We start from the raw sequence: 25,084 nt of genomic DNA, 5'->3' as shown, positions 1-25,084 counted from the left end.
GGCTCCCGGCGTTCACTCCGGCGCGAGGCGTCCGCGATAGACCACCTTGCCCGGAGGGTCACCCTCAGCGGCAGCGGCAGCCCCCAGCTTCGGTTCCTGCGTCACCACCACTTCGGCCGACCCGAGCCGGCTCCTGCCAAGCCCTGCCAGTGCCGGCGCGCGACCGGAGACACCGGCGGTGAACGCGCCGAGCAGCAGCGCCGGCCTTCCAGGCACCAGCAGCCACAGCCGATAGATCTCGCCTTCCGGAGGGGCCGGCGCAAAGCTGCGGACGAAGATCACGCCGCTGTCCGGATCGAGACGGATGGCGATGGCAGGTAAGGGCTCGCTCTGCAGCACGCCCACCCATTGGCCATCCCTTGGCCAGAACCATTCGCGATAGGCGGCGAAGGCCGCGACGCTCGCAAGGAGCGCCAACAGCGTCAGTGTCGCCGCGCGCCATGGAAAGACGCCGCGCCGCCGTTTCAGCAGCCCGACATCGGCCCCGACAGGGTCGTCGCCGCCTGCGGCGGGGTCTGGCAGGGCCGAAACCACGCCGGAAGCGACCACCGCCGCCCAGCCTGGCAGGGGCGGCGCCTCCTCCCCCTTGGCGCCGGCCGCCGGATCGGCGGAGGGCGGCTCGGCGGAGACCGGCTCGACCGGCGTGGGCTGGAGGGTCGCAAGCCCGGCCGGGGACGGCGCAGCCGGAGCGGCATCCGCCCCCGCTGCTGGAGCGTCCGCTGCCGGGACCGGGCCGGATCGCGCATCGGACGACGGGGCGGGCGAAGCAGCCGCCTCCGGACCAACGGCGTGGGGCACGGCTTGGGAGATGATTTCTGAGACGGCCTCGGACGCGAATTGGGAGACGACCTGGAGCTGGGGCACCGCAGCCACCGTCGCATCTGCCATCTCGGCCGGCGCGGGCGGGGTTGGAAGGCTGGCGGGGTCTTGGAGACGATCGGATGCAACGGCCGATGGCACGTCCACGGAAACCTGCACGGAAACCTGCGGATCGGCACCACCCTCGGCAGCGATGGCAGGGGCTTCCTCCGCCAGGTCCTGCGGCCGCCCCGTCATGGCCGGCGCAGCGGCATCCGGAACCGGCTCAGCCGGTTCGGGCGAAGGATGGGACACACCCTGGGCATCGGCGCCCGGCGCGGGGAATCCTGTGCCGCTGGACGGCGCGAACGCGGGCAGCACCTCGTTTGGTGGTGATGCGGGCGCGTCCTGCCCTGCCTCGGCGGGCGGCGCGGGTGCATCACCGGCGGGCGGCGCCTCTGCTTCGATGAAGGCGAAGGTGGGGGGCGGCACCGACAGCGCAGGCGCAGACGGATCCGCGCCGGCCGTGGTCGCGGCGGTTGCTGGGACGTCGACGGCAGGATCGAGGAACGTGAAGGTCGGCGGTGCCGGCACGTCCGTCGATGGTGGCGCCGGCATGGCAAGTTCCGCCCCGCCCGTGGTCTGGGGATCTTCGGCGACGGGTGGCGGATCGGGTTCCAGGAAGATGAAGGCCGGGGGCGGCGTCAGGGGCTCGGGAACCGGGCGCGGGCGCGGCGGCGCGGGGGGCTCCGGTGGCGCCAGCTTGAGTGGGGGCGGCAACCGTTCGACCCGTTCCGGCGTGGCCGTCTGGGGCGACGGCTCCGGCAAGGGGGGGGCCGGCAAGGGAGGCGCCGGCGGCAGGAGGCCGGCTGCGACCGCATCCTGAATGGCGCCGCCGAGGGTCCGCCCCCCAGGCAGCCGAAGCGCGACCGGCACCGGTGGCGCGGCCGGAGGAAGCGGCGGGGCGGGCCGCTTCGGACGCCAGATCCCCTGCCCCGTCGCGCGTCCCGGAAAAGCCAGGCCGAGCATCCGGCGGACGGCAGCCACCGGCCCTTGGGCGCGGGGCGCGGGGGTACGGCCGGGGCGGGCCTCTCCCGCCATCGGCCGCGGCGCGGGCTCGGACGAAGGTGGAACCTTGCGGAGCGCCTTGGGCGACGCGGCTGCCGGCGCAGCCTTGATATCGGCCACGATGACCCGCCAGATCGAGGGGGGCGGCGTCACCGGAACGGCGAGTTCATGCAAGGGCGACAGGCGACGCTCCCACAGCCGCACCAGCCCCGCGAAATGTGGATCGGCAGCGATCCGCGCGCGCACGCTGCGCCGCTCCTCCGCATCGAGGGTGCCGAGCACATATTCCGCCGCCAGGGTGCGGTCGGCCTCGGTCAGGTGCGCCGCGGGGACCGGCGCCGTCATGAGCGTCGCCCCATGCACTCGCCGATCTGGGCCACGCTGCGCGCCATCCAGGCCCCGATGGCGGCCACCGGCGCGTCGAAATAGATGGACAGGGCCTCGCGATTCCAGCCGTCGTAGAAGGCGAGCAACAGCATGCGCCGACGCTCCTCCGGCAGCTTGCCGAGACAGGAGAGCAGCCGAATCAGCGCCGGGCTCCGGCGTTCGGAGGCCAGCGGGTCCTCGCCCCTCTGGGCGGCGTCGAACGGCTCGAAGGCATCGCCCACCGGCCGCTTCCAAGCCATGTCGAGGGCGCAGGAGCGGGCCACGGCCGCCATCCAGCAGACCGGATCTTCCTGCGGGCGCAGGGTGTGGGCCTCGGCCCGGATGCGCCTGTAGGCCTGCCGCAATGCTTCGCCGGCCAGCTCCGGTCGCCGGAGCAGGCGGAGTACGAGCCCGTACAGCTTCGGGCTCGTCAGGCGGTAGAGCTCCTCGAAGGCGTGGAGGTCGCCGGCGGCGACGCGATCGACGAGGGCATGGACCTTGCGGTGGGAGGTCACGGAACACTCGTGCTCGGTGGGGGACCGCGCAGAAGCTACCGGAGCGGCACTGCGGAATGGAAGCCTTGAATGGCACAGCACACGCATACCGCGCGCAAAAAAGCGCGCTGCACCGCAGCATCAGCTACCAGTCTACCTTCTGCCCGCCCTTTTGTCCCTCCCGCCCCGCTCAAGGCGGCGGGCGTCAATGACGGGCGGTCTCGCCGGGGCGCAGTGGCGGACGCCGGCCCGGCACCTCGACGCGCCCTGCGCGGTCCATCTCGCCGGCCGCCTCCACCAGGGCAAGATCGGCCTCCGCATCGGCGAGGGTCGCCCTGGCCGCCTCCTGCTGGACTTTCAGATCCTGCGCCGACCGCTGGAGGTTGTCGCGCCGGTTGCGCGCGGCAAGCGCCAGCGGCGGATAGGCGAAATGCCTGGGATCAGAGATGCCGGAGCGCTCCTCCTCCGCGGTGATGTCGCGATCGAGATCATGGGCCATGCGCTCGAACTCGGCGATCATGGTGTCGATCTGGCCGAGGCGGCGGCGTGCATCGTCGATCTGGAATCGCTTTGCACGGATCAGGGGGTCACGCGACTTCATCGCCACTACTCCGGTACGCATACGGTGACGCGCCCCGCACGCCCGTGTGCGCTCGGAGCTTCCGGGTTCAGAGAATGTCGCGTGCTGGTTGCCCATTCCTTACCTCGAACGCGGCAATGGGATGAAAATCGCGTTCGCGGACGCCACGGCAACCAATCGTTTACCGCCTTCATTAATGATGACGCTACGGTTCGGGTGAAGCGCCTTTGCGTGCGTCACCCGGGCACCGCCCAAGGCTCGGGCGGAAGGGATGGCCGCGCACGTGACCGGGGGCTTGTGGAAAAGACCTTAAGTGCTTGATGAAGAGTCAGTCTTGACTCTCGTGCACAAAGTTTTTTCGACAGACTCTTGTGGAAGAGAATCGAGATCTGTTAACGATTCTACACACGTAACGCGAATCACCCCGATGGCCGAGCAACAGAAGTCGGCAGCCCTGACTTCTGGGTAGTTGCGAGGAAAGGGATAGCCATGCGCGTCTTGCTCATCGAGGACGACAGTGCTACGGCCCGAGGCATCGAATTGATGCTGAAGACCGAGAGCTTCAACGTCTATACGACCAACCTCGGTGAGGAAGGCGTAGATCTCGGTAAGGTCTACGAATACGATATCATCCTTCTCGACTTGAACCTGCCCGACATGTCAGGCTTCGAAGTCCTGCGCGCCCTGCGCGTCGCGAAGGTGAAGACCCCAATTCTCATTCTGTCCGGCCTCGCCAATACGGAAGACAAGGTGAAGGGCTTCGGCTTCGGCGCCGACGACTACCTCACCAAGCCCTTCCACAAGGACGAGATGGTGGCGCGCATCCACGCCATCGTGCGCCGCTCCAAGGGCCACGCCCAGTCGGTGATCCAGACCGGCGACCTGGTGGTGAACCTCGATACCAAGACCGTCGAGGTGGAGAACAACCGGGTCCACCTCACCGGCAAGGAATACCAGATGCTGGAGCTGCTGTCGCTCCGCAAGGGCACGACCCTCACCAAGGAGATGTTCCTCAACCATCTCTACGGCGGCATGGACGAGCCGGAACTCAAGATCATCGACGTGTTCATCTGCAAGCTGCGCAAGAAGCTCGCCAACGCGTCCGCCGGCAAGAACTACATCGAGACCGTGTGGGGCCGCGGCTATGTGCTGCGCGAGCCCATGCTGGGCGCCGAGCGTATCGCGGTCTGACCCCTTTTCCTCGCCGCCAATAAAGAAGCCCCGCATCGCGGGGCTTTTTCTTTTGTGGGCCCGTGCCGCGAGCGGGAAAAAACCTCCCGCCTCGCAGAACAAGGCCTGACGTCCACAGCGCCCCGGTCAGCCGGGCGTGGAGATGGTCACCGTGTCGCCCTCCTGGACGAAGCGGATGGCGATGGCGCAATCGCGGGCCAGCATGCCGGCATAAAAGGGCTGCACCGAATGGGCATCGAGCCCGCCCTCGGGGGCGGTGCCGTCCACCAGAGCCTGGAGCCCCTCCGGAATACGCGCCTTCTCGCCGGTGGAGGCCAGCACGAAGCCGGTGGCATCGCCCTCCCCCGCCGCCGAGATGCGGATGACGCCGCCGCGCGGAATGGTGGTACCGGCCAGCAGCACCAGATTGAGCAACAGCTTGACGCGATTCTTGGGCAGCAGCTCCCGCGGCAGGGACCATTCCACCCGGGTGCGGCCGTCCTCGATCACGGGACGCACCACCTGCTCCGCGTCGCCGAGATCAAGCCGCGCCCCGGCGGAACCGGCCGCTCCGAAGGCAAGGCGGGTGAACTGGAGCCGGGCGGACGCCTGCCGCGCGCTCTTGGCAATGAGGTCGAGGGCGACATCGCGCATGTCCGCGGCATCCTCATCCTCCAGCACCTCGAGGCCGTTGACGATGGCGCCCACCGGGCTGATCACGTCGTGGCACACCCGCGAGCACAACAGCGCCCCGAGATCGAGCGCGGAAACGGCCAGCGTCACGGCGGGGGCGGCGGGCTTTTCGGTTGCGGGCTTTTCGGTGGACATGGCGTCTCCCGGACGGCGACGGCGGGCGGCTCAATGCGGCTCCGCCGGACCGCGCCCGAATCCGTCTGGATCAAAGTCGGTCCAGTTACACCGCCGGCACACGGCGCCACAAGCGCCGCCGACCTGCCCGCCGACCTGCCGCCAGCTTGCCGCCAGCTTGCCGCACCGCACCAACAATGATTCAAGCCTTTCATCGACACGGACAGCGCGCAGGGCTAGAGACTGCGTCCTCGAATCTCGAAAAAGCCCCCCGCCATGATCTTGCCCGTGCCCCGCGCGCCCGCCCCCACTGATGCCGCCATGCTGGCGTGCCTTGCGGAGGTGGCGCTGGCGGCCGGTGTCGTCATCCGCCGCATCGAGGCCGAAGGCATCACCCATCGGCAGAAATCCGACCGGAGCCCGGTCACGGAGGCGGATCACGCGGCTGAAGCCATCATCTTCGCTGCCCTTACCCGCCTCATGCCCGGCGTGCCGGTGGTGGCGGAGGAGGCCACAGCGGCCGGCGCCGAGGTCATCTGCGGCAACCGCTTCGTGCTGGTCGATCCCCTCGACGGCACCCGCGAGTTCATCTCCGGCAATGGCGAGTACACCGTGAATATCGCGGTGGTGGAGGACGGCGCCCCGGTGCTCGGCGTGGTCTATGCGCCGGCCCGCGCCTTGCTGTTCGCCGGGCGGCCGGGCTCTGCGTTCCGGGCCATCCGCGCACCTGGCGACCGCGTCAACGCGCAGGACTGGACCCCCATCGCCTGCCGGAAAGTGCCGGACGGCCCCCTCGTGGTCGCCGAAAGCCGCTCCCACGGTGATCCCGCCACCGACGCCCTCATCGCCCGCCACCAGGTGGCCGAGCGCATTCCGGCGGGATCGGCTCTGAAGTTCGGCCTCATTGCCGAGGGCAAGGCGGATTTCTATCCCCGCCTCGGGCCGGTGATGGAATGGGACAGCGCGGCCGGACACGCCCTCGTCACAGCGGCGGGCGGCAGCGTCACCCGGCCGGACGGTCGCCCCCTGACCTATGGTCACTCCGAGATCGGCTACACGGTCAACGGCTTCGTCGCCTGGGGCGCCGGCGGACCGCAAGACACGGGATCGGCGGATTAACCCACCGATAATTCCGGATCCCGCATGGTGATTTTCAGGTAACGCCCGACTGTCGACGCGCGACCGACGTTCCCGCGTCATACTCCTCGCCATAATTTGAGCGATTCGGGCGGTCGCCATAGACACTCAAGGTGACACCGAGCCGGTTGACGTTGCCCCAGTTGAAGCGGCCCCCATCATCGAAGCCCACTGCGAGATCCCCCATGCGCTTCTCTTCGAGCTTCCTCACGACCGCCCGCGCCCTGCCGCAGACGCTGCGGCGCCAGATGGGGCGTCAGGTCACGCGCCATCTCGGCGGCCTCGTGGTCGCCCTCGCCGCGCTCGGAGCCGCGGTGCCCGCGAGCGCCCAGGGCCAGGGGCCGACGCCGCAGACCTATTCCACCAACGAACTGGTCAGCAAGGGCCACTCCTTCTTCGGCAGCGTCTCGCGCGGGCTGGCGCTCAGCATCGAGAAGGCGGTGGGTCAGTGGGGCCAGCCCAACGGCTACATCCTCGGCCAGGAAGGCTCCGGCGCCTTCGTCGGCGGCCTGCGCTATGGCGAGGGCGTGCTCTATACCCGCAATGCCGGTGATCTGAAGGTCTACTGGCAGGGTCCCTCGGTGGGCTGGGACTTCGGCGGCGACGGCGCCCGCACCATGGTGCTTGTCTATAACCTGCGGAGCGTGGACGACATCTTCCGCCGCTTCGGGGGCATCTCCGGCTCGGCCTATGTGGTGGCGGGCTTCGGCATGACCGCACTGGGGGCCGACGGCATCGTGGTGGTTCCGATCCGCTCAGGCGTGGGCGTGCGCCTCGGCGCCAACCTCGGCTACCTGAAGTTCACCCCCAACCCCACCTGGAACCCCTTCTGAGGGCTTCCGGTTCGGAGCGGCGAGCGCACGCCGTCGACGTTCCGGAATGAAAGGGGTGCGTCGCCGCTGGCACGCTGCGGCGCGTCGTGGCATGAATGAACACAGGTTCCAGGACGGCGCGCTGTGGACGCATTCCACTACCGCCCGCCCGACGGAACGGCAGACGAGGCGTGTGACGGCCCCTCCCACTCGCGACAGCGAAACGGGTTCGCCGGGCCGGCTCCAGGGGAAGGGCGAGTGCGCGCGTGATCGAGCAGATCATGTATTTCACCTTGGGCGTGCTGATTGCGACGCTCATAGCTCTGCTCGTGCTGCCGGCGGTCTGGCACCGGGCGGTCCGGCTCACCACCAAGCGAGTGGAAGCCGCCGTGCCCATCTCGATCTTCGAGGTGCAGGCCGACAAGGACCAGCAGCGCGCCTTCTTCGCCCTCAACCAACGCCGGCTGGAACTCCAGACCGATGCCATGCGCGAAACCATCACCGCGCATGCCGCCACCCTCGAGACCCAGCGCCAGCGTACTTTCGCGCTTGAGACCGAGCTGAAGGCGCTTCAAGCCCAGTACCATCTCGCCACGGCCACCGGCGCCGAACGCGACGTGCTGCTGGGCGAGATCCAGGACCAGCTGGCCGACCGCACCGCGACGGTCGCCCGGCTGGAGGAGGAGCTTGCCGCGCGGACCTCGGCGCTCGCGGCCCTGGAGGCGACCCACCGGACCCTTGAGAGCGACGCGCAGGCCCTGGCCGCGACCCTGGCGACCCGCGAGGCCACGCTGGTGACTGAGCGCGAGCGCATCACCGTGCTGGAGCAGGAGACGACCGACCTGCGCAGCCGCCTCGCCGACACCACGCGCCGGCTGGAAGAGACCGCCGTGGCGCTGGAAGCCGAACGCACGGCCGCCATCGGGGCCAAGTCTGTGGCGGCGGAAGCCGCGACCAGCCTCTCCACCGACCTGGCGGAGGTCCAGGCGGCACTCGCCCTCAAGGCTACAGAAAGCGACGCCCGGCGCGAGGCCGTCGCCACGCTGGAGGCGGAGCGCGACCGGCTGGCTGGGCTGCTCGCCATCGCCGAGCGCGACCTCGACGCCAACCGCGCCGTCGTCCACGCCTTCGAGCAGCGCCGCGCCAGCGAATTTGTCGCCGCCGAGGTGGAAAACCGCCGCCTCGCCGACACGTTGCACATGCTCAAGGCCGACCATGCGCTGATGGAAGAGGCGATCCAGCGCACATCCCGCGATGCCGGCATCCAAACGGAAGTCGAAGCCGCGCCGACGCTCTCGCCCGAGGGGCTCAATGCCCTGCGCGATGGCGTCACGGAGGTGGCGGCCAAGCTCGCGGCCCTGACTGCCAAGCTGGAAGGGTCCGGCTCGTCAGTGCGCAAGCTGGTGGCCGAAGACGCGACGGGGGAACTGGCCGCGCGAATCCGCACCCTGCTGGATCAGGAAACGCTCCCGGACGACGACGCCTCGCACGACGCCGAGTTGGCGCCCGACACTTCCGCCACCGAAGTCGCGGCGGCCAAGCGCAGCGCCTCGAAGCGAGGCCGCGCCGTCGCCGGCTGACCGCCCGCACTGTTCCAACCAAGGTTGAAGACGGCCAGCCTCGGAAGAGCGGCCCGCGTGAGAGTCCACCTCGCCGCAAAGGCGGAGCATGGCTGCGAAGCCGGCGCATGGCGCTCTATCGCGACGCCATCTCCAGCTCGGACAGGCGCGCCCGCATGTCGCGGGACAGATCGGGGAAGCGCGCAGGCTCGACGAAATCGGCCTCACGATAGGGCGGCCCCTTGCGGCCGCCAGTGAAGACCCGGCTGCCTTCCTCGGTCATCACCACGTCGCCGCGCCGGAGCGTCGGGTCGTTCATCACGTCGATCCGGTTCAGACCGCCAATGCGGCTTCCCTCCGTGCAGGTGCAGCCCTCCACCAGGCGCTGGCGATAGACGAAGGCGTTGGGCAGTTCCGAATAGGCCTTCCCGGCACGGGAAACGGCCGCGTCGATACCCTTGGTGCTGTCGGACGAAGTATAGATGGCCATCGTCGCCGCCGGGCAGAAGGCGTTGCACTGGGCGAGCGCGCCACCCTCCTCCCCCGCCTTGCCCTGGAGCGGGAAGTAACGGCCGTCACAAGTGCGCACGCAATAGGCCACGCCCGCCCCCCAGCTTGCACCGGAGGACCCCGAGCCGCGCACACGCGGCGTTATGACGATACGCGGCCGTTCCGGCGTTTCGTGCACATGGGGGCGCAGGCCGCCGAACAGCAACGAGAAGAAGTTTCCAGGAGACGCCCGGGGAGCCCCCTGCGGCGCGAACGGAAAAAGTCCACCCCGGGATTGCGCGCGCGCCTCACCGCCCGAGGTCACGGCCAGAAGCAGAGCTGATGCGAGGAGAAGGGCACACCCTACCGCCCGACGCCCCATTAGGGCCGCGCCATTCCCATGTCGTCCCAAGATCAGCCTCCCACGTCCGCTGCCCCGCTCAACACGGACATCGTCAGCTCCAAGATCCGGCCAAACCATACCGATCCCGCGTCCGTGAAGCGGGCGCGGTCACGGGTCCGGAAAAATGGATCATATGCAGGCAAGGTGTCAGGCGAACGCGGAAACCGTATGCAACGGTCGCGGCACCACTGTGGGATGCTCCTGCGGATGAGTCAGGAACGCCAGCGTCGGTGTCGCCAGCAAAACTGCGGCGAACAGCATAGCCACGAGAGAAATCAGAACTGAACCATGAGCCAAGCCAGGCATGGCAGGACTCCCCTTCTTCCCCAGATCCTCGGCCTTCGGTCCGCCGCGCCGTTGCCGATCTTTAAGATAACGTTAAAAGCTTGCCTGTGGCTCCAGTGTCACAGTTCACGTTCTCGCGAGTATGGTTGCAATGCAGAAAATCTGCACTCTGATACCATCTGAGAGCTACCGACACACCTGCTGCCAGTGTGACTGGCCCTGAGGGCCGATTCGGCGAGTCCAGAAGCAGTTCGGGCGCGGCGGCGGACCCCAGCTTTGGGCATAGACCGGCACGCGCACGTTTGACCGGGGCCGCCACACGCACCGACCATAGGTACACACCCAGCGCACCTGCTGGGGCGCCGCTTCGGGCGGCTGGGCGGCGAGCGCCGGTCCAGGATTCAGAAGGGACGTCGCGTGAGCGCCGCCTGCTGCGAGAAGGACGGCACCGGCGCCCAGGGACAGCGCAATCAGCATGCTCTTCATGGATCACCCCTCATGCCGGCACCCCGGCCCCGATGGATATGGCGTAACTGGAAATACCACGTGGCTCCCGCCGTGCGACCGCCGCGTCCCAACAGGACGCGCCTCAGACAGCCCGGTCGAAAATGCCATCGGCACCGTCTGTGCCCGTCTACCGCTGTCGGCCCGAAACGCAAGAACCGCCGCGCGTCGCTCAGGGCGCACTGAGAGCCGGCGCTGCGCTGCGGCACTGCGGCAACACAGCCGCCTTGCGCGGCGGCGCCCATCCCCCTGATATGGCCCCATGATCGACAAACTCGAATATCTGATCGCTCTTGCCCGGGAACGCCACTTCGGCCGCGCCGCCGAAGCCTGCGGGGTGACACAGCCCACCCTTTCCGCCGGAATCAAGCAACTGGAGGAAACGCTGGGCGTGCTGCTGGTGCAGCGCGGCTCGCGCTTCATGGGCTTCACACCTGAGGGCGAGCGGACGCTGGAATGGGCGCGACGGATCGTGGCCGATTCGCGGGCCATGCGGCAGGACATCGATGCGCTCAAGCGCGGCCTTGCCGGCCCGCTGCGCATCGCCGCCATCCCCACCGCTTTGCCCATGGTGGCGGCGCTGACCACCCCGTTCCGCGCCCGACACCCGGACGTGCGCTTCACGGTGATTTCCCGCACCTCCATCGAGATTTTGAACCATCTCGAAAACCTGGAGATCGACGCCGGCCTCACCTATCTGGACAACGAGCCGCTGGGCCGGGTGAACACCGTGCCGCTCTATCGCGAGCGCTACCGGCTCGTCACCTCGCCCCAATCCCGTTATGGGGAGCGCGATGCCGTGACCTGGGCGGAGGTGGCCGAGCTTCAGCTCGCCCTGCTCACCCCCGACATGCAGAACCGGCGCATTGTGGACAATCTCCTGGCCGCCGCCGGCGCCAGCCACAAGCCGACGCTCGAATCCAATTCCATGATCGTGCTGTTCACCCACGTGCGCACCGGCCTGTGGGCGAGCGTGATGCCGGCCATGCTGGCGGATTCGCTGGGGCTCACCTCGGTGGTGCGGTCCATTCCCATCGTGGAGCCGGACATCTCCCACTCCATCGGCCTGGTGGTGCCCCACCGCGAGCCGACCACGCCCATCACCGCCGCCCTGGTGGCGGAAGCGCGGCGCATCGCGCCCAAGCTGGAGCAGAGTGGCATCGCCGATCCGGCCATTGCTGCAATGCAATAAAACCAACGGGGCCGACCGCGACGGCGCGGCCCCATGCATAGAAAAACACGATCAATATACCAAGAACCATCCCAGACAGACGCGATTGACGCACCGCGGACCGTTTCATTTAGACGAAGCGCCACATCTTACCTCCGACTTTCATAGAGATGTTCTATCGCAACATCCCACAGCTGGCTTGATAAGAGGGCCGGCTGTGACACACTTTCCCATAAGCAAGACGAAGCGGCGGCAATGCGCCCTCACGGCTTTTGGGAAAGCGAGACGTCCATGGCGGTCTATGAGGATTGGAGCACCGAGCGCGCAGCGCAGGTGATCTCGGAGAACCGACATCTCGAAGGGGCCACCATGCCCATCCTGCACGCCCTGCAGGAGACGTTCGGCTTCGTGCCGGACCCGGCGGTGCCCATGATTGCCGAGAGCCTCAACCTCTCGCGCGCCGAGGTCTATGGCGTCCTCACCTTCTATCATGACTTCCGGCGCGAGGCGCCGGGACGCCACGTGGTGAAGCTGTGCGCCGCCGAGGCTTGCCAGTCCGTGGGCGGCAAGGCGCTCGCCCAGTATGCCGAGGAAAAGCTCGGCGTGGACATGGGCTCGACCTCCCCCGACGGCCGGGTGACCCTGGAGCCTATCTATTGCCTGGGCCTGTGCGCCTGCGCCCCGTCCGCTCTGGTGGACGGCCAGTTGGTCGGCCGCCTCGACCGCGATGCCATCGACGAGATCGCCGACTGCTTCGCCAACGGCAAGAGCTTCGGAGACGCCTGATGAAATCCCCCCGCATCTTCGTCCCGAACGACGCCACCGCGGTGGCCTGCGGCGCCGACCGCGTCGCCCGCAAGCTGGAAGCTGGGCTGCTGGCCCGCGGCATCACCGCCGACATCACCCGCAACGGCTCGCGTGGTCTGTTCTGGCTGGAACCCCTTATCGAAGTGGAGACCGAGCGCGGCCGCGTCGGCTACGGCCCGGTGAAGCCCTCCGACGTGGAAGACCTGCTCCACGCCGGCATCCTCCACGGCGCCGACCACCCCCTGTGCGTGGGCGTGGTGGAGGAAATCCCGTACCTGAAGAAGCAGACGCGGCTCACCTTCGCCCGCATCGGCATCATCGATCCGCTCTCACTCACCGACTACAAGGCCCATGGCGGCTATCGCGGCCTGGAGCGGGCCATTACGCTCGGCCCGGCGGCCACGGTGGAAGAGGTCGTGGAAAGCGGACTGCGCGGGCGTGGCGGCGCGGGTTTTCCCACCGGCATCAAGTGGCGCACGGTCGCCGCCACCCCGGCCGACCAGCGCTACATCGTCTGCAATGCGGACGAGGGCGACAGCGGCACTTTCGCCGACCGCCTGATCATGGAGGCAGACCCCTTCTGCCTCATCGAGGGCATGACCATCGCCGGCCTCGCGGTGGGGGCTACCAAGGGCTACGTCTACTCGCGCTCGGAATATCCGCTCGCCTTCGTGGTGATGGAAAAGGCCATCGAGAAAGCACGCGAGGCCGGCCTTCTGGGCGACAACATCCTCGGCTCGGGCCTCACCTTCGACATGGAAATGCGCATGGGCGCCGGCGCCTATGTGTGCGGCGAGGAAACCGCGCTGCTGGAAAGCCTGGAGGGCAAGCGCGGCCTGGTGCGTGCCAAGCCGCCGCTGCCGGCCCACAAGGGCCTGTTCCAGAAGCCCACCGTCATCAACAATCTGGTGTCGCTCGCCACCGTGCCGGGGATCCTGGACAAGGGTGGCAAGTATTACCGCGACTTCGGCATGGGCCGCTCGCGCGGCACCATGCCCATCCAGATCGCCGGCAACATCAAGTTCGGCGGCCTGTTCGAGACCGCCTTCGGCATTCCGCTGGGCGAGCTGGTCTATGACATCGGCGGCGGCACGGCGTCCGGCCGTCCGGTCAAGGCGGTGCAGGCCGGCGGTCCGCTGGGCGCCTATCTGCCCACCCACCAGTTCGACACCCCGTTCGACTACGAGGCCTTCACCGCCAAGGACGCGCTCATCGGCCACGGCGGCCTGGTGGTGTTCGACGACACGGCGGACCTCGCCGACATGGCGAAGTTCGCCATGGAATTCTGCGCCCACGAAAGCTGCGGCAAGTGCACGCCCTGCCGCATCGGCTCCACACGGGGCGTCGAGACCATCGACAAGGTGATCGCCGGCGAGAAGCGCGAGCAGAATCTCGCCCTGCTCACGGACCTTTGCCACACCATGAAGCTTGGTTCCCTGTGCGCGCTGGGTGGCTTCACGCCCTACCCGGTGCTGAGCGCGCTCAATCATTTCCCGGAAGACTTCGGCGTCGCGCCGAAGCTGCCGGCCGCCGCAGAATAATTGGAGGAACACCATGTCCCTCGTTCACGAAATCGACTACGGCACGCCGGCTTCCAAGTCCGAGAAGCTTGTTTCCCTCACCATCGACGGCATGAGCGTCACGGTGCCAGAGGGCACCTCCATCATGCGCGCCGCCATGGAACTGGGAAACCAGATCCCCAAGCTCTGCGCCACCGACATGCTTGAGAGCTTCGGTTCGTGCCGGCTCTGCCTCATCGAGATCGAAGGCCGCAACGGCACTCCAGCCTCGTGCACCACGCCGGTGGCTGAAGGCATCGTGGTGAAGACCCAGACCGAGCGGCTGAAGCAGATCCGCAAGGGGGTGATGGAGCTCTACATCTCCGACCACCCGCTGGACTGCCTCACCTGCTCCGCCAACGGCGACTGCGAATTGCAGGACATGGCCGGCGTGGTGGGCCTGCGCGACGTGCGCTACGGCTATGAGGGCGAGAACCACACCAAGCTCGGCAAGGACGAATCCAACCCGTACTTCACCTACGAGCAGTCGAAGTGCATCGTCTGCAATCGCTGCGTTCGCGCCTGCGAGGAAGTGCAGGGCACGTTTGCGCTCACCATCTCCGGCCGCGGCTTCGGCTCGCGGGTGTCGCCGGGCATGGACGAGCCCTTCCTCACCTCGGAATGCGTCTCCTGCGGCGCCTGCGTGCAGGCCTGCCCCACGGCGACGCTGAACGAGAAGGCCATGTACGACATCGGCACCCCCGAGCATTCGGTGGTGACCACCTGCGCCTATTGCGGCGTGGGCTGCACCTTCAAGGCCGAGATGCGCGGCGACGAGTTGGTGCGCATGGTGCCCTACAAGGACGGCAAGGCGAACCGCGGCCATTCCTGCGTCAAGGGCCGCTTCGCCTATGGCTACGCCGCCCATCAGGACCGCATCCTCAAGCCCATGATCCGCTCTTCCATCCACGAGCCGTGGAAGGAAGTGACCTATGAGGAGGCCATCGCCTACGCTGCCTCCGAGTTCAAGCGGATCCAGGAGAAGTACGGCAAGCGCGCCGTCGGCGGCATCACCTCCTCGCGCTGCACCAACGAAGAGACCTACCTCGTCCAGAAGCTGATCCGTGGCGGCTTCGGCAACAACAACGTGGACACCTGCGCCCGCGTCTGCCACTCGCCCACCGGCTACGGCCTCTCCCAGACCTACGGCACCTCCGCCGGCACCCAGGACTTCGACAGCGTCGAGGAGACGGATGTCGTCCTGATCATCGGCGCCAATCCCACCGACGGCCACCCGGTGTTCGGCTCGCGCCTCAAGAAGCGCTTGCGCGAGGGCGCCAAGCTGATCGTGGTGGACCCGCGCCGCACCGACATCGTGCGCTCGCCCCATATCGAGGCCTCCTACCACCTGCCGCTCAAGCCCGGCACCAACGTGGCCATCGTGACGGCGCTGGCCCATGTAGTCGTCACCGAGGGGCTGGTGAACGAGCAGTTCGTGCGCGAACGCTGCGACTGGGACGAGTTCCAGGACTGGGCCGCCTTCGTCGCCGACGAGCGCCACTCGCCGGAAGCAGTCGAGAAGTACACCGGCGTTGATCCGGCCCTGGTGCGCGGCGCGGCCCGGCTCTATGCCACCGGCGGCAACGGGTCGATCTATTACGGCCTCGGCGTCACCGAGCATTCGCAGGGCTCCACCACGGTGATGGCCATCGCCAACCTCGCCATGGCTACCGGCAACGTGGGCCGCAACGGCGTGGGCGTGAACCCGCTGCGCGGACAGAACAACGTGCAGGGCTCGTGCGACATGGGCTCGTTCCCGCACGAGCTGCCGGGCTACCGTCACGTCTCCGACGACGCCACCCGCTCGACCTTCGAGGCGCTGTGGGGCGTGCCGCTGGACGACGAGCCGGGTCTGCGCATTCCCAACATGTTCGACGCGGCGGTGGACGGCACGTTCAAGGGCCTCTACGTGCAGGGCGAGGACATCCTCCAGTCCGACCCCGACACCAAGCACGTCTCGGCCGGCCTTGCGGGCCTCGAATGCCTGATCGTGCAGGACCTGTTCCTGAACGAGACGGCCAACTACGCCCACATCTTCCTGCCCGGCTGCTCCTTCCTGGAGAAGGACGGCACCTTCACCAATGCCGAGCGCCGCATCCAGCGCATCCGCAAGGTGATGGCGCCCAAGAACGGCTATGCGGACTGGGAGGTCACCCAGCTCCTCGCCAATGCGCTGGGCTTCCCCATGACTTACACCCACCCCTCCCAGATCATGGACGAGATCGCGGCGCTCACCCCCACCTTCACGGGCGTGAACTATGCCAAGCTCGACGAGCTGGGTTCGGTGCAGTGGCCGTGCAACGACGAGGCGCCGGAAGGCACGCCCATCATGCACATCGGCGGCTTCGTGCGCGGCAAGGGCAAGTTCGTCCTCACCGAATACGTGCCCACCGACGAGAAGACCGGGCCGCGCTTCCCGCTGCTGCTCACCACCGGGCGCATCCTCAGCCAGTACAATGTGGGCGCCCAGACCAGGCGCACCGCGAACGTGGCCTGGCATCCGGAGGACGTGCTGGAAATCCACGCCCATGACGCCGAGAACCGCGGCATCCGGGACGGGGATTTCGTGAAGCTGGACAGCCGTGCGGGCTCCACCTCGCTCAAGGCGGTGATCTCGGACCGGGTGGCGCCGGGGGTGGTCTACACCACCTTCCACCATCCGGTGACGCAGGCCAACGTGGTGACCACCGACTATTCCGACTGGGCCACCAACTGCCCGGAATACAAGGTGACCGCCGTGCAGGTCTCGCCCTCCAATGGCCCGACCCAGTGGCAGGAGGATTACGAGAACCTCTCGCGCACCTCCCGCCGCATCGCCGCCGAAGCGGCGGAGTAAGGCAAGCACCAACACTCCCCCTCTCCCGCTTGCGGGGGAGGGATGGGGTGGGGCAAGGTGCACAAGCACTTCAAACCGTCATGGCCGGGTTTGACCCGGCCATGTGGTCAGGCCTGGAACATCTTCCGCGCGGTGTCGCTAACGGATCTGCATGACTACGGCAGAAGCTGACGCCCCTTTCCCGATCGGGAAGAGCACCCCTTCCGGAACCAGCTCTCGGCTCCCATGTGAAATCCTAACATGACCGATACGCCCTCCACCTGCCCGCTGCCTCAGGACAGCACCCTCCCCGCTCCGCCTCCGGCGCGGCGAGTGGAGCGCGTTCAGGTGCGGGACGGCGTGGTGTCCTCCGGCGAACGCGCAGTGCCAGAGGAAGTGCCGGTCGCCCTCACCTTCAACGGCACCACCCATGCGGTGATGATGGCGAGCCCCACGGACATCGCCGACTTCGCCTTGGGTTTCGCCCTCACCGAGGGCATCGTCGCGTCCGCCGCCGAGATCCTCTCCCGCGAGGTGATCGTGGTGGACGAAGGCATCGAGGCCCGCATGTGGATCGCCGAGGAGAAGATGAAGCATCTCTCCGCCCGGCGCCGGGCGCTGGCCGGGCCCACCGGCTGCGGCCTGTGCGGGGTGGAAAGCCTTGCCGAGGCGGTGAAGCCGGCAGCGCTGGTTAAGGCGGACACCCCCTTCTCCCCGGCGACGCTGCTCGACGCCATGGCCACCCTCGGCCCGCTCCAGAGCCTCAACCATGAAACCCGCGCCGTGCACGCGGCTGCCTATTTCGAGCCCGATCGCGGCATCCTCGCTCTCGCCGAGGATGTGGGCCGGCACAATGCCCTCGACAAGCTGGTGGGCAAGGCGGCGGAAGCCGGCTTCGACACCGCGCGCGGCCTTCTGCTGCTGACCAGCCGCGTCTCCATCGAGATGGTGCAGAAGGCGGCCGTGCTGGGCGTTGGCGTCATCGCCGCCGTCTCGGCGCCCACCTCGCTCGCCATCCGCACGGCGGAGGCGGCGGGCATCACCCTGTGTGCCATCGTGCGGCAGGACGGCTTCGAGGTCTTCACCCATCCCGGGCGCATCGCCCTCCCCTCACCGGAACGGCAGAACCATGTCGCATAGCACTGCTGAAAAGCTCGTCTACATGGCGAACCAGATCGCCACCGCCTTCTCGGCGCAGAAGCACGCGGAGGCCGTGGAGGCCACGCGCATCCACATCCAGAAGTTCTGGGACCCGCGCATGCGCTCCAAGATCGCCGAGCACATCGCCCATGGCGGCGAGGGTCTCTCGCCCATCGCCAAGGAGGCGCTGGAAGGCCTTCAGGCGGCCAAGGCCGCCTGAGCCTTGCTTCAGGACGGTCTCTAAACCACGTCCCGAGGGGCCAGGGCGCAGGCCATGCGCCCCTCCTCCACCTGCAGCACCGGATGGGCGATGCCGAAGCGCGCCTTCAGTCCGGCGCAGGTCTCGCTCAGGAAATCATCGTCGAGCGCAGCGCCCGGCCGGACCAGATGAGCGGAGAGGGCAACCGAGGTGGTGGAAAGCCCCCAGATGTGCAGGTCGTGCACCTCACTCACCCCGGGACGGGCGGCAAGGAACGCTTCCACCTGCTCGGGATCGACGCCGGTGGGCACCATGTCCATGGCGAGGTTGACGCTGTCGCGCAGCAGGCCCCAGGTGCCGGCGATGATGGCCACCGCGATCACCAGCGACACCACCGGGTCGAGCCACAGCCAGCCCGAGAGCGCGATCACCCCGGCCGCGGCCACCACCCCCAGCGAGATGGCGCCATCCGCCACCATGTGGATGAAGGCGCCGCGCACGTTGAGATCGCCCTTGCGGCCGGCCATGAACATCAGCGCCGTGCCCATGTTCACCGCGACGCCCACCAGGGCCACCACCATCACGATCCCGGTCTGCACCGGCTCGGGCTGGGACAGGCGCGAGATGGCCTCCAGGATGATGCCGCCGGTGCCCAGCAGCAGGATCATGGCATTGGCCAGAGCGGCGAGGATGGACGAGCGGCCGTAGCCATAGGTGCGCAGCCGCGTCGGCGCCCGCCGCGACAGCCACGCCGCGCCCCAGGCCAGCACCAGGCCGAGCACGTCGGACAGATTGTGCCCGGCATCGGCCAGCAGCGCGAGGGAGCCGGCATAGAGGCCGAAGATCACCTCGACGATGACGAAGCCAAAATTCAGCCCGGCGCCGATGGCGAAGGCACGCAGGGAATCGGGAACGGCATGGCTGTGGCCTGAATGACCATGCGCGCCATGATCGTGGTCGGCATGATCGTGGTCGTGATGCTCCCCGGTCTCCGGCGTCGCCATCCTGTCCTCCCGGTCCATCCGCCGCGCATGTTCCACGCCCGCGCGCGAATGTCACCGGCTGAGATGTCGGCCGGATGTCAGCCCAGGAAGCCGTCCACCGTGCGCACGAACGCCTCGGGCTGCTCGATGGCGGAGAGGTGGCCGCCCGGCAGCCGCGCCAGCCTGGCGCCGGGAATGGCGGCGGCGATGGCCTCGCCCCAGGCCGGCGGCGTGGAGCGGTCGCCATCCGAGACGATCACCAGCGTTTCCACGCGCACGGCCTTCAGCTCGTGGCGGAAATCCATGTCGCGCATGGCGGCGCTGGTGCCCATGTAGCCGGCGGGGCTGGTGCCCGTCACCATGGCCCGGACGGCGGCCACCCGCGCCGGCGCCTTTGCGCGGAAATCCGGGGTGAACCAGCTGTCGATGACGGAATCCGCGATGGGTTCCACGCCGTCGCGACGCACCGCTTTGATGCGCTGGTCCCAGAAGCGGGGCGGGCCGGCATGGGCGGTGGTATTGGACAGCACCAGCCGCGTCAGGCGCTGGGGCGCGTTCAGAGCCAGCCACTGGCCCACCATGCCGCCCAGCGACAGGCCGCAGAAATCAGCCTGCGCAAGGCCCAGCCGGTCGAGGATGGCCAGCACGTCGCGGCCGAGGTCGCCCATGGCATAAACCTGATCTGGCGCCACGCTCGCCCCATGGCCACGGGCGTCGTAGCGGATGACCCGGCGGGTGCGGGCGAACAGCGGTGTCACCTCGTCCCACATACCCAGCGTGCAGCCCAGGGAATGGGACAGGACAAGGGGCGGCGCCCCCTCCGGCCCCGAAACCTCCACCTGGAAACGCTCCCCGGACAGATCGATGAGCGGCACCGCGCACCTCTTCTGGATTCATTATGCCAGAGAAGGTGTAACGCCTTCGCGGGCTGGCGCAAGGGGCGGGACGGTTGGAATCAGCGTCCGAAACAAAAGGGGCGGCACCCTCGCGCCGCCCCCTGTTGCCTCTTCTGTCGCTCACCCGGTCGTCACGCCGCCAGACCGCGTGCCAGCTCCATGGCCTGCCGCTCGAACAGGCGGCGATAGAGGCCGCCCTCGCGCTGCACGAGGGCATCGTGGTCGCCCTCCTCCACGATCCGCCCCCGGTCGAACACCAGCAGGCGATCAAGGGAGCGCACCGTGGACAGCCGGTGGGCGATGACCAGCGTCGTGCGCCCCACCATCAGCCGCTCCATGGCCTCCTGGATCGCGGCTTCCGATTCCGAATCGAGGCTGGAGGTGGCCTCGTCCAGGATCAGGATGCGCGCATCCGCGAGGAAGGCGCGGGCGATGGCTATGCGCTGGCGCTCGCCTCCGGAGAGCTTCACCCCCCGCTCGCCCACCAGCGTGCCGTAGCCACGCGGCATGCGCTCGATGAAGCCCGAGGCATTGGCCAGCTCCGCCGCTCGCCGGATCTCCGCGAAGGAGGCGTCGGGACGGCCATAGGCGATGTTCTCCATCAGCGAGCGGTGGAACAGGACCGGCTCCTGCTGCACTACCGCGATGGCCCGCCGGAGTGAGCCCTGCGTCACCGCGCGCACATCCTGCCCGTCCACGGTCACCCGGCCCGAGGTCACGTCGTGCATGCGCTGGATCAGCTTCACGAACGTGGTCTTGCCGGAGCCGGAATGGCCCACGAGGCCCACCCGCTCGCCGCCATCGATGGTGACGTTCAGGTCCTCGAACAGCGGCGTGTCATGGCCGCGATAGTGGAAGGTGACGTGCTCGAAGGCGATGCGCCCGTCCTCCACGTTGATGGGCACGGCCCCCTTGGCATCGGCGATGGCCACCGGCTGCTGGTGGATCTCCACCAGTTCCTCCAGCTCGTTGAGGGAGCGCTGGAGATTGTGCACATGCATGCCGATGTCGCGCAGGTAAGAGTGCACGACAAGGTAGGTGGTGAGCACATAGGCGATGTCGCCCGCGCTCGCCGCCCCCTGCCGCCACAGCATCAGCGCCGTGCCGATGATGGCGGCCTGGAGCGCCACCAGCGCCATCAGTTGCGCCGTTCCGGCCCAGGTGCCCGCCATCCAGGTGCGACGGGTGCGCCCGTTCCACTTGGCGAGCACGCGGGCAAGCCGCGCCTCCTCCCGCTCTTCGGCGCCGAAGCCCTTCACCACCGCGTTGCAGCCCACGGCATCGGCCAGCACGCCGCCGACGCGGGTATCCCACGCGTTGGAGAGGCGGGCGGCGGGCGCCACGACGTTCAGCGACAGCACCAGCGTCAGCGTCACAAAGGCCACCGCGCCCACCGCCACCACGAGGCCCATCACCGGCCAGTGCAGGCCGAGCAGGATCGCCGAGCCGGCCAGCGCCACCACGGACGGGAACAGCGCCACCAGCAACGTGTCGTGCAGCACATCGAGGGACCACATGCCGCGCGAGATCTTGCGCACGGTGGAGCCGGCGAACGTGCTCGCATGCCAGTCCGCCGAGAAGCGCTGGACCCGGGCGAAGGCGTCCGCCGCCAGGTCCGACATCATGCGCAGGGTGAGTTTGACGATGATGACGTAGGTGAAATGCCGGGCGGTGACCATCACCGCGCCGAGCGCCACGATGGCGAGGAAGGCCGCGCTCGCCGCCTGCCACGCCGCCTCCCGGTCCGCGCCCGCGAGCGCGCCGATCAGCCGGCCGGCGAACAGCGGCACGAACACTTCCGCGAGCGTCGCGATGAGCACGGCGGCGGCGGTGGCGGCGATCACTCCCTTCCGGCGCCGCCAATGGCCGAGGAGGAAGGCGAAGACGGCGCGGAAGGGCACCCCGCGCTTGTGGGTCTGAAAGAGCGACATGACACGTTCCCGGCCGCGCAAGGTCATGCGCAAAGGGCCGGTCCCTGGTTCGGACAAGGAGAGGCGGCGCAAGGCGCGCCGCGTCGGGTGAAGCGGAGGAAGGGCGGGCGTCACTGTCCCCGCCGGCCGGGAGGCCGGCGCGGGGCGGACCACGCGCGCTGGAAGGAGGACCGAGCTAGCGGCGTGGACGCCTGGGAATGACGTCGGTGTGGTGGGTGCGCCGGAAAACGCCGCGCGCAAGCCCCGCGCCGATAACGGCTCCCGACGGAACGCGGGCAAACGGGGAACTGGCAAACGGGGCGCGCGGAAGCCTGCCGTGGGCAAGCCTTGCGTGGGCAAGCCTTGCGTGGGATGGCGCGTCGGACATGAAATGCTGCATGGACACGACCCTCCCCTCTTTACCTGCCGCAACGATAACCCGGACCAAACCGTTCGTCGAGACGGCGCCGGTTCCCCCACACACAGCCATGGCCGATCTGCCGCGGCACGGGGTCTTTCACCGGCGCGCATCAAAGGCTAAGGTCGCGGCGCTTTTTTGAACGCACACGGGCGGAACCATGGCGGACACCGGCATTCCCCACTTCTGCAACGACCTCGGCGTCACCCTGATCGAGGTGGGCAGCAAGGAATTCATGTGCGTGGGCGCCAAGCCGCCGTTCGACCACCCGCACATCTTCATCGACCTCGGCGGCGATACCGAGGCGGTCTGCCCTTATTGCTCCACCCTCTACCGCTACAACCCGGCCCTTGCCGCCGGCGCGGCCAAGCCGGAAGAGTGCGAGTGGCACGACACCCCGGCGGCCACCGCCGCCTGACCGAAAGCTGATCCGCCGGCTCCCCGCGCGGAGCCGGATGCCGCCATGGCCGAGCCTCTAGCCTTGCCTATTCCCTTTCGGCCAAAGCCGGTCCGCGCGGCGCGCAGCGCCGTGGTGGTGGGCGCGGGGATCGGCGGGCTGGCCACCGCCATTGCCCTCGCCCGCGCCGGCCTTGCGGTGCAGGTGGTGGAACAGGCGAAGAAGCTGAAGGAGGTCGGCGCCGGCCTCCAGCTCACCCCCAACGCCACCCGCGTCCTGCGGGAGTTCGGCCTTTTGAAGCGCCTCGAGCAGGTGGCGGTGGCCCCGCGTTCCCTGGACGTGCGCGACGGGCGCAGCGGCGCCACCATCACCCGCGCCCATTACGGACCGGCAGCGACGCGCTACGGCGCGCCCTTCCTCGTGGTGCATCGGGCGGACCTGCAGAACCTGCTGGCCGATGCCGCCCGGGAGGAAGGCGCCATCCTGAGCCTCGGCTCCGACCTGACGGCGGTGGAACCCTCCTTCGGCGGCGTGCGCGCGGTGGTGAAGCAGGGGGACACCCTGCTGGCCCATGGCGCCGACATCCTCGTCGGCGCGGATGGCGTGCGCTCTGCGGTGCGCGCCCATCTCGGCGTCAAGGACCCGCCGGTCTTCGCCCGACGCCTGGCCTTTCGCGCCACCGTGCCGGTGCCGGAGCGCCATCCCCCGGACGTGCGGCTCTATCTCGGCCGCGACGCGCATCTGGTGGTCTATCCGGTGAAGGGCGGCGAGGTGCTCAACCTCGTCGCCATCGTCAAGCAGACCGAGCCGGTGGCCCGCTGGAGCGCGCCCGGCGACAGCGCCGCCGTCCACGCCGCCTTCGCCTCCTGGACCGGCGAGGTGCGCAAGCTCTTGGAAAGCGCCTCCCATTTCCTGTGCTGGGGGCTCTACGACATCGATCCCCTGCCCCGCTGGGGTTCCGGCCGCGTCACGCTCCTGGGCGATGCCGCCCATGCCATGCTGCCCTTCCTCGCCCAGGGCGCGGCGCAGGCCATCGAGGATGCGGCGAGCCTTGCCGGCGCGCTGGCCCGCGAGAATGATGCCGCCACCGCCCTGCGCGCCTATGAAAGCGAGCGGCGCGGCCGCACCGCCCGCATCCAGGGCGAGGCGCGGCGCAACGGCATGATCTACCACCTCTCCGGCGCGCCTCGGATCGCCCGCGACCTGGTGCTGCGCCGCCAGGGCCCGGCCCTGCTGGACCGCTACGGCTGGATCTACGGCGCCTGAAGGCCCGTGGTGTCTCAGTTTGAAAAGAATCGCCAGCGAACCCTGCTCTCCACCCCCGCGCCGGCCGGCTCCCTCTCCCGCTTGCGGGGGAGGGTTGGGGAGGGGGCAGCGCTTTGTGGGGGCAATGCTTTCAGGCCCCCACACCCCGTCGCCGTCCGGCTTGACCGGTCGGCCCATGGTGCGGCCGGGATACAGCGGCGGGATGGGCCCTCCGGTCAAGCCGGAGGGCGACGAGGGTGAGATGGTGAGAAGGGCGGGGAAGTGCCAGCCGCCCCCCACCCTCTGGACCTTCCCCCACCGCCGTGGTATCGGCCCGCCTCTCTCCTGAGGAAGATGTTCTCGTGCAGGACGTGATGGTCACCCGCCTTCAGCGACGACGACAGGACACGGCGCGCCAGACCGCCCGTGCCTTGCTGCCCGCCTGACGACCCGGTCGGTGATCCTTCCGGCTGTCTCGCGGGCCTTTCGTCCTGCCCGCGAAACGAGCCTTCCATGACCGAGCTTCCCCTGTCCATCGCCGTCGAGACGGCGGCCGACGACCACGACATCGACAAGCTGCACGAACGCACCTTCGGCCCCGGGCGGTTCGCCCGCACTGCCTTCCGCATCCGCGAGCAGACGCCCCACGAGCGCGCCCTCTCCTTCACCGCGCGGGTGGGCAACATGCTGGTGGGCTCGGTGCGGCTGACGCGCGTGCGCGTCGGCTCAACGCCGGCGCTGCTGCTCGGCCCGCTCACGGTGGAGCCGCCGTTCCAGTCGGTGGGCATCGGCGCCCGGCTGATGGAGGTGGCGTTGAAGGCAGCGCAGGAAGGCGGCCATCGCCTGGTGGTGCTGGTGGGGGACGAGCCCTATTACGCCCGCTTCGGCTTCAAACGGGTGCCCGTCGGCCGGGTGACGCTTCCCGGTCCGGTTGATCCGGCCCGCCTGCTGGTGGCGGAGCTCGCGGAGGGGGCATTTGCGGATGTGGCCGGCATGGTCACTGCGCGCAGCTAAAGTCGCCTAAAATTAAGTAGATCAACAGACAGGCGTGGTCTGGAGCCACGTGTTGAAA

At 68.6% G+C, this 25,084-nt stretch carries 22 protein-coding genes; 13 read left to right on the top strand and 9 right to left on the bottom strand.

Going from position 1 to position 25,084, the window contains the following annotated elements; all coding sequences use genetic code 11:
- Window positions 1-12: 12 nt before the first annotated feature.
- The 3 genes from FBQ73_RS12930 to FBQ73_RS12920 form a co-directional block, all read right to left on the bottom strand.
- The gene (locus tag FBQ73_RS12930; protein ID WP_138399900.1) at window positions 13-2,211 is read right to left on the bottom strand and encodes a hypothetical protein; all 2,199 of its coding nucleotides are present in this window, start codon (window positions 2,209-2,211) and stop codon (window positions 13-15) included.
- On the bottom strand, window positions 2,208-2,747 hold the full coding sequence (locus tag FBQ73_RS12925; protein WP_138399899.1) for a sigma factor-like helix-turn-helix DNA-binding protein: 540 nt from the start codon (window positions 2,745-2,747) through the stop codon (window positions 2,208-2,210). Before FBQ73_RS12925 ends, FBQ73_RS12930 begins: the two co-directional genes overlap by 4 nt.
- A gap of 184 nt (window positions 2,748-2,931) precedes the next feature.
- Window positions 2,932-3,327: a flagellar export protein FliJ gene (locus tag FBQ73_RS12920; protein ID WP_138399898.1), complete on the bottom strand. Its 396-nt coding sequence runs from the start codon at window positions 3,325-3,327 to the stop codon at window positions 2,932-2,934.
- A gap of 468 nt (window positions 3,328-3,795) precedes the next feature.
- Between FBQ73_RS12920 and ctrA the strand changes: the two genes are divergently transcribed.
- On the top strand, window positions 3,796-4,497 hold the full coding sequence (gene ctrA / locus FBQ73_RS12915) for a response regulator transcription factor CtrA (protein ID WP_012115463.1): 702 nt from the start codon (window positions 3,796-3,798) through the stop codon (window positions 4,495-4,497).
- Between the two features lie 126 nt (window positions 4,498-4,623).
- Here the strand turns inward: ctrA and chpT are convergent, their stop codons facing one another.
- The gene (chpT, locus tag FBQ73_RS12910) at window positions 4,624-5,304 is read right to left on the bottom strand and encodes a histidine phosphotransferase ChpT (protein WP_138399897.1); all 681 of its coding nucleotides are present in this window, start codon (window positions 5,302-5,304) and stop codon (window positions 4,624-4,626) included.
- A gap of 255 nt (window positions 5,305-5,559) precedes the next feature.
- Here chpT and cysQ point away from each other — a divergent pair, with 255 nt between their 5' ends.
- Window positions 5,560-6,402, top strand: coding sequence for a 3'(2'),5'-bisphosphate nucleotidase CysQ (gene cysQ / locus FBQ73_RS12905; protein WP_138399896.1), 843 nt, complete (start codon window positions 5,560-5,562; stop codon window positions 6,400-6,402).
- Window positions 6,403-6,436: 34 nt separating this feature from the next.
- Here the strand turns inward: cysQ and FBQ73_RS22780 are convergent, their stop codons facing one another.
- A complete protein-coding gene (locus FBQ73_RS22780) occupies window positions 6,437-6,607 on the bottom strand; it encodes a hypothetical protein (protein ID WP_170218877.1) in 171 nt (56 codons plus the stop codon).
- 61 nt (window positions 6,608-6,668) lie between these two features.
- On the opposite strand from FBQ73_RS22780, the gene FBQ73_RS12900 reads away from it, so the two are divergent.
- Together FBQ73_RS12900 and FBQ73_RS12895 are read left to right on the top strand one after the other, a co-directional pair.
- Complete coding sequence (locus tag FBQ73_RS12900; RefSeq protein WP_138400106.1) at window positions 6,669-7,253, top strand: DUF1134 domain-containing protein; 585 nt, start codon at window positions 6,669-6,671, stop codon at window positions 7,251-7,253.
- Between the two features lie 245 nt (window positions 7,254-7,498).
- Window positions 7,499-8,812: a coiled-coil domain-containing protein gene (locus FBQ73_RS12895; protein WP_138399895.1), complete on the top strand. Its 1,314-nt coding sequence runs from the start codon at window positions 7,499-7,501 to the stop codon at window positions 8,810-8,812.
- A gap of 115 nt (window positions 8,813-8,927) precedes the next feature.
- Here the strand turns inward: FBQ73_RS12895 and FBQ73_RS12890 are convergent, their stop codons facing one another.
- A complete protein-coding gene (locus tag FBQ73_RS12890) occupies window positions 8,928-9,506 on the bottom strand; it encodes a DUF2865 domain-containing protein (RefSeq protein WP_170218876.1) in 579 nt (192 codons plus the stop codon).
- 1,228 nt (window positions 9,507-10,734) lie between these two features.
- Between FBQ73_RS12890 and FBQ73_RS12885 the strand changes: the two genes are divergently transcribed.
- The 6 genes from FBQ73_RS12885 to FBQ73_RS12860 all read left to right on the top strand — a co-directional run bounded on the left by FBQ73_RS12885 (window position 10,735) and on the right by FBQ73_RS12860 (window position 18,184).
- Entirely contained in the window at window positions 10,735-11,664 is a 930-nt protein-coding gene (locus tag FBQ73_RS12885; protein WP_138399893.1) for a LysR family transcriptional regulator, read from the top strand.
- 270 nt (window positions 11,665-11,934) lie between these two features.
- Window positions 11,935-12,429, top strand: a complete 495-nt coding sequence (locus FBQ73_RS12880) for a formate dehydrogenase subunit gamma (RefSeq protein ID WP_138399892.1) — start codon at window positions 11,935-11,937, stop codon at window positions 12,427-12,429.
- Window positions 12,429-13,991, top strand: a complete 1,563-nt coding sequence (locus FBQ73_RS12875; RefSeq protein WP_138399891.1) for a formate dehydrogenase beta subunit — start codon at window positions 12,429-12,431, stop codon at window positions 13,989-13,991. Before FBQ73_RS12880 ends, FBQ73_RS12875 begins: the two co-directional genes overlap by 1 nt.
- Window positions 13,992-14,004: 13 nt before the next feature.
- Window positions 14,005-16,845: a formate dehydrogenase subunit alpha gene (fdhF, locus tag FBQ73_RS12870; protein WP_138399890.1), complete on the top strand. Its 2,841-nt coding sequence runs from the start codon at window positions 14,005-14,007 to the stop codon at window positions 16,843-16,845.
- Between the two features lie 240 nt (window positions 16,846-17,085).
- Window positions 17,086-17,964: a formate dehydrogenase accessory sulfurtransferase FdhD gene (gene fdhD, locus FBQ73_RS12865; RefSeq protein WP_246089688.1), complete on the top strand. Its 879-nt coding sequence runs from the start codon at window positions 17,086-17,088 to the stop codon at window positions 17,962-17,964.
- Window positions 17,954-18,184, top strand: a complete 231-nt coding sequence (locus FBQ73_RS12860; protein ID WP_138399889.1) for a formate dehydrogenase subunit delta — start codon at window positions 17,954-17,956, stop codon at window positions 18,182-18,184. Before fdhD ends, FBQ73_RS12860 begins: the two co-directional genes overlap by 11 nt.
- Window positions 18,185-18,204: 20 nt before the next feature.
- On the opposite strand, the gene FBQ73_RS12855 is transcribed toward FBQ73_RS12860, so the two are convergent.
- From FBQ73_RS12855 to FBQ73_RS12845, 3 genes are all read right to left on the bottom strand, one after another.
- Window positions 18,205-19,167, bottom strand: a complete 963-nt coding sequence (locus FBQ73_RS12855) for a cation diffusion facilitator family transporter (protein ID WP_138399888.1) — start codon at window positions 19,165-19,167, stop codon at window positions 18,205-18,207.
- Between the two features lie 77 nt (window positions 19,168-19,244).
- A complete protein-coding gene (gene pcaD, locus FBQ73_RS12850) occupies window positions 19,245-20,021 on the bottom strand; it encodes a 3-oxoadipate enol-lactonase (protein ID WP_138399887.1) in 777 nt (258 codons plus the stop codon).
- Window positions 20,022-20,173: 152 nt separating this feature from the next.
- Window positions 20,174-21,973 carry an ABC transporter ATP-binding protein gene (locus tag FBQ73_RS12845; RefSeq protein WP_138399886.1) on the bottom strand — a complete coding sequence of 600 codons (1,800 nt, stop codon included), beginning with the start codon at window positions 21,971-21,973 and terminating at the stop codon, window positions 20,174-20,176.
- Between the two features lie 557 nt (window positions 21,974-22,530).
- On the opposite strand from FBQ73_RS12845, the gene FBQ73_RS12840 reads away from it, so the two are divergent.
- From FBQ73_RS12840 to FBQ73_RS12830, 3 genes are all read left to right on the top strand, one after another.
- Window positions 22,531-22,788: a zinc-finger domain-containing protein gene (locus FBQ73_RS12840; RefSeq protein ID WP_012115208.1), complete on the top strand. Its 258-nt coding sequence runs from the start codon at window positions 22,531-22,533 to the stop codon at window positions 22,786-22,788.
- 45 nt (window positions 22,789-22,833) lie between these two features.
- Complete coding sequence (locus FBQ73_RS12835; RefSeq protein WP_138399885.1) at window positions 22,834-24,033, top strand: FAD-dependent monooxygenase; 1,200 nt, start codon at window positions 22,834-22,836, stop codon at window positions 24,031-24,033.
- A 492-nt stretch (window positions 24,034-24,525) separates the two neighbouring features.
- Entirely contained in the window at window positions 24,526-25,026 is a 501-nt protein-coding gene (locus FBQ73_RS12830) for a GNAT family N-acetyltransferase (RefSeq protein WP_138399884.1), read from the top strand.
- Window positions 25,027-25,084: the final 58 nt, after the last annotated feature.

The organism is Xanthobacter autotrophicus (assembly GCF_005871085.1).
In the GTDB taxonomy this organism is placed as follows: Bacteria; Pseudomonadota; Alphaproteobacteria; order Rhizobiales; family Xanthobacteraceae; genus Xanthobacter; species Xanthobacter autotrophicus.
This window is presented reverse-complemented; position numbering and strand designations above follow the sequence as displayed.

What these genes read in the sequence shown, in the direction of transcription:
- FBQ73_RS22780 (WP_170218877.1), bottom strand. Translation starts at nt 6,607, where the DNA reads ATGGGGGATCTCGCAGTGGGCTTCGATGATGGGGGCCGCTTCAACTGG.
- FBQ73_RS12845 (WP_138399886.1), bottom strand. Translation starts at nt 21,973, where the DNA reads ATGTCGCTCTTTCAGACCCACAAGCGCGGGGTGCCCTTCCGCGCCGTC.
- FBQ73_RS12885 (WP_138399893.1), top strand. Translation starts at nt 10,735, where the DNA reads ATGATCGACAAACTCGAATATCTGATCGCTCTTGCCCGGGAACGCCAC.
- ctrA (WP_012115463.1), top strand. Translation starts at nt 3,796, where the DNA reads ATGCGCGTCTTGCTCATCGAGGACGACAGTGCTACGGCCCGAGGCATC.
- FBQ73_RS12875 (WP_138399891.1), top strand. Translation starts at nt 12,429, where the DNA reads ATGAAATCCCCCCGCATCTTCGTCCCGAACGACGCCACCGCGGTGGCC.
- FBQ73_RS12840 (WP_012115208.1), top strand. Translation starts at nt 22,531, where the DNA reads ATGGCGGACACCGGCATTCCCCACTTCTGCAACGACCTCGGCGTCACC.
- FBQ73_RS12830 (WP_138399884.1), top strand. Translation starts at nt 24,526, where the DNA reads ATGACCGAGCTTCCCCTGTCCATCGCCGTCGAGACGGCGGCCGACGAC.
- fdhD (WP_246089688.1), top strand. Translation starts at nt 17,086, where the DNA reads ATGACCGATACGCCCTCCACCTGCCCGCTGCCTCAGGACAGCACCCTC.
- fdhF (WP_138399890.1), top strand. Translation starts at nt 14,005, where the DNA reads ATGTCCCTCGTTCACGAAATCGACTACGGCACGCCGGCTTCCAAGTCC.
- FBQ73_RS12855 (WP_138399888.1), bottom strand. Translation starts at nt 19,167, where the DNA reads ATGGCGACGCCGGAGACCGGGGAGCATCACGACCACGATCATGCCGAC.
- FBQ73_RS12930 (WP_138399900.1), bottom strand. Translation starts at nt 2,211, where the DNA reads ATGACGGCGCCGGTCCCCGCGGCGCACCTGACCGAGGCCGACCGCACC.
- FBQ73_RS12900 (WP_138400106.1), top strand. Translation starts at nt 6,669, where the DNA reads ATGGGGCGTCAGGTCACGCGCCATCTCGGCGGCCTCGTGGTCGCCCTC.
- FBQ73_RS12880 (WP_138399892.1), top strand. Translation starts at nt 11,935, where the DNA reads ATGGCGGTCTATGAGGATTGGAGCACCGAGCGCGCAGCGCAGGTGATC.
- FBQ73_RS12920 (WP_138399898.1), bottom strand. Translation starts at nt 3,327, where the DNA reads ATGAAGTCGCGTGACCCCCTGATCCGTGCAAAGCGATTCCAGATCGAC.
- cysQ (WP_138399896.1), top strand. Translation starts at nt 5,560, where the DNA reads ATGATCTTGCCCGTGCCCCGCGCGCCCGCCCCCACTGATGCCGCCATG.
- FBQ73_RS12835 (WP_138399885.1), top strand. Translation starts at nt 22,834, where the DNA reads ATGGCCGAGCCTCTAGCCTTGCCTATTCCCTTTCGGCCAAAGCCGGTC.
- chpT (WP_138399897.1), bottom strand. Translation starts at nt 5,304, where the DNA reads ATGTCCACCGAAAAGCCCGCAACCGAAAAGCCCGCCGCCCCCGCCGTG.
- FBQ73_RS12860 (WP_138399889.1), top strand. Translation starts at nt 17,954, where the DNA reads ATGTCGCATAGCACTGCTGAAAAGCTCGTCTACATGGCGAACCAGATC.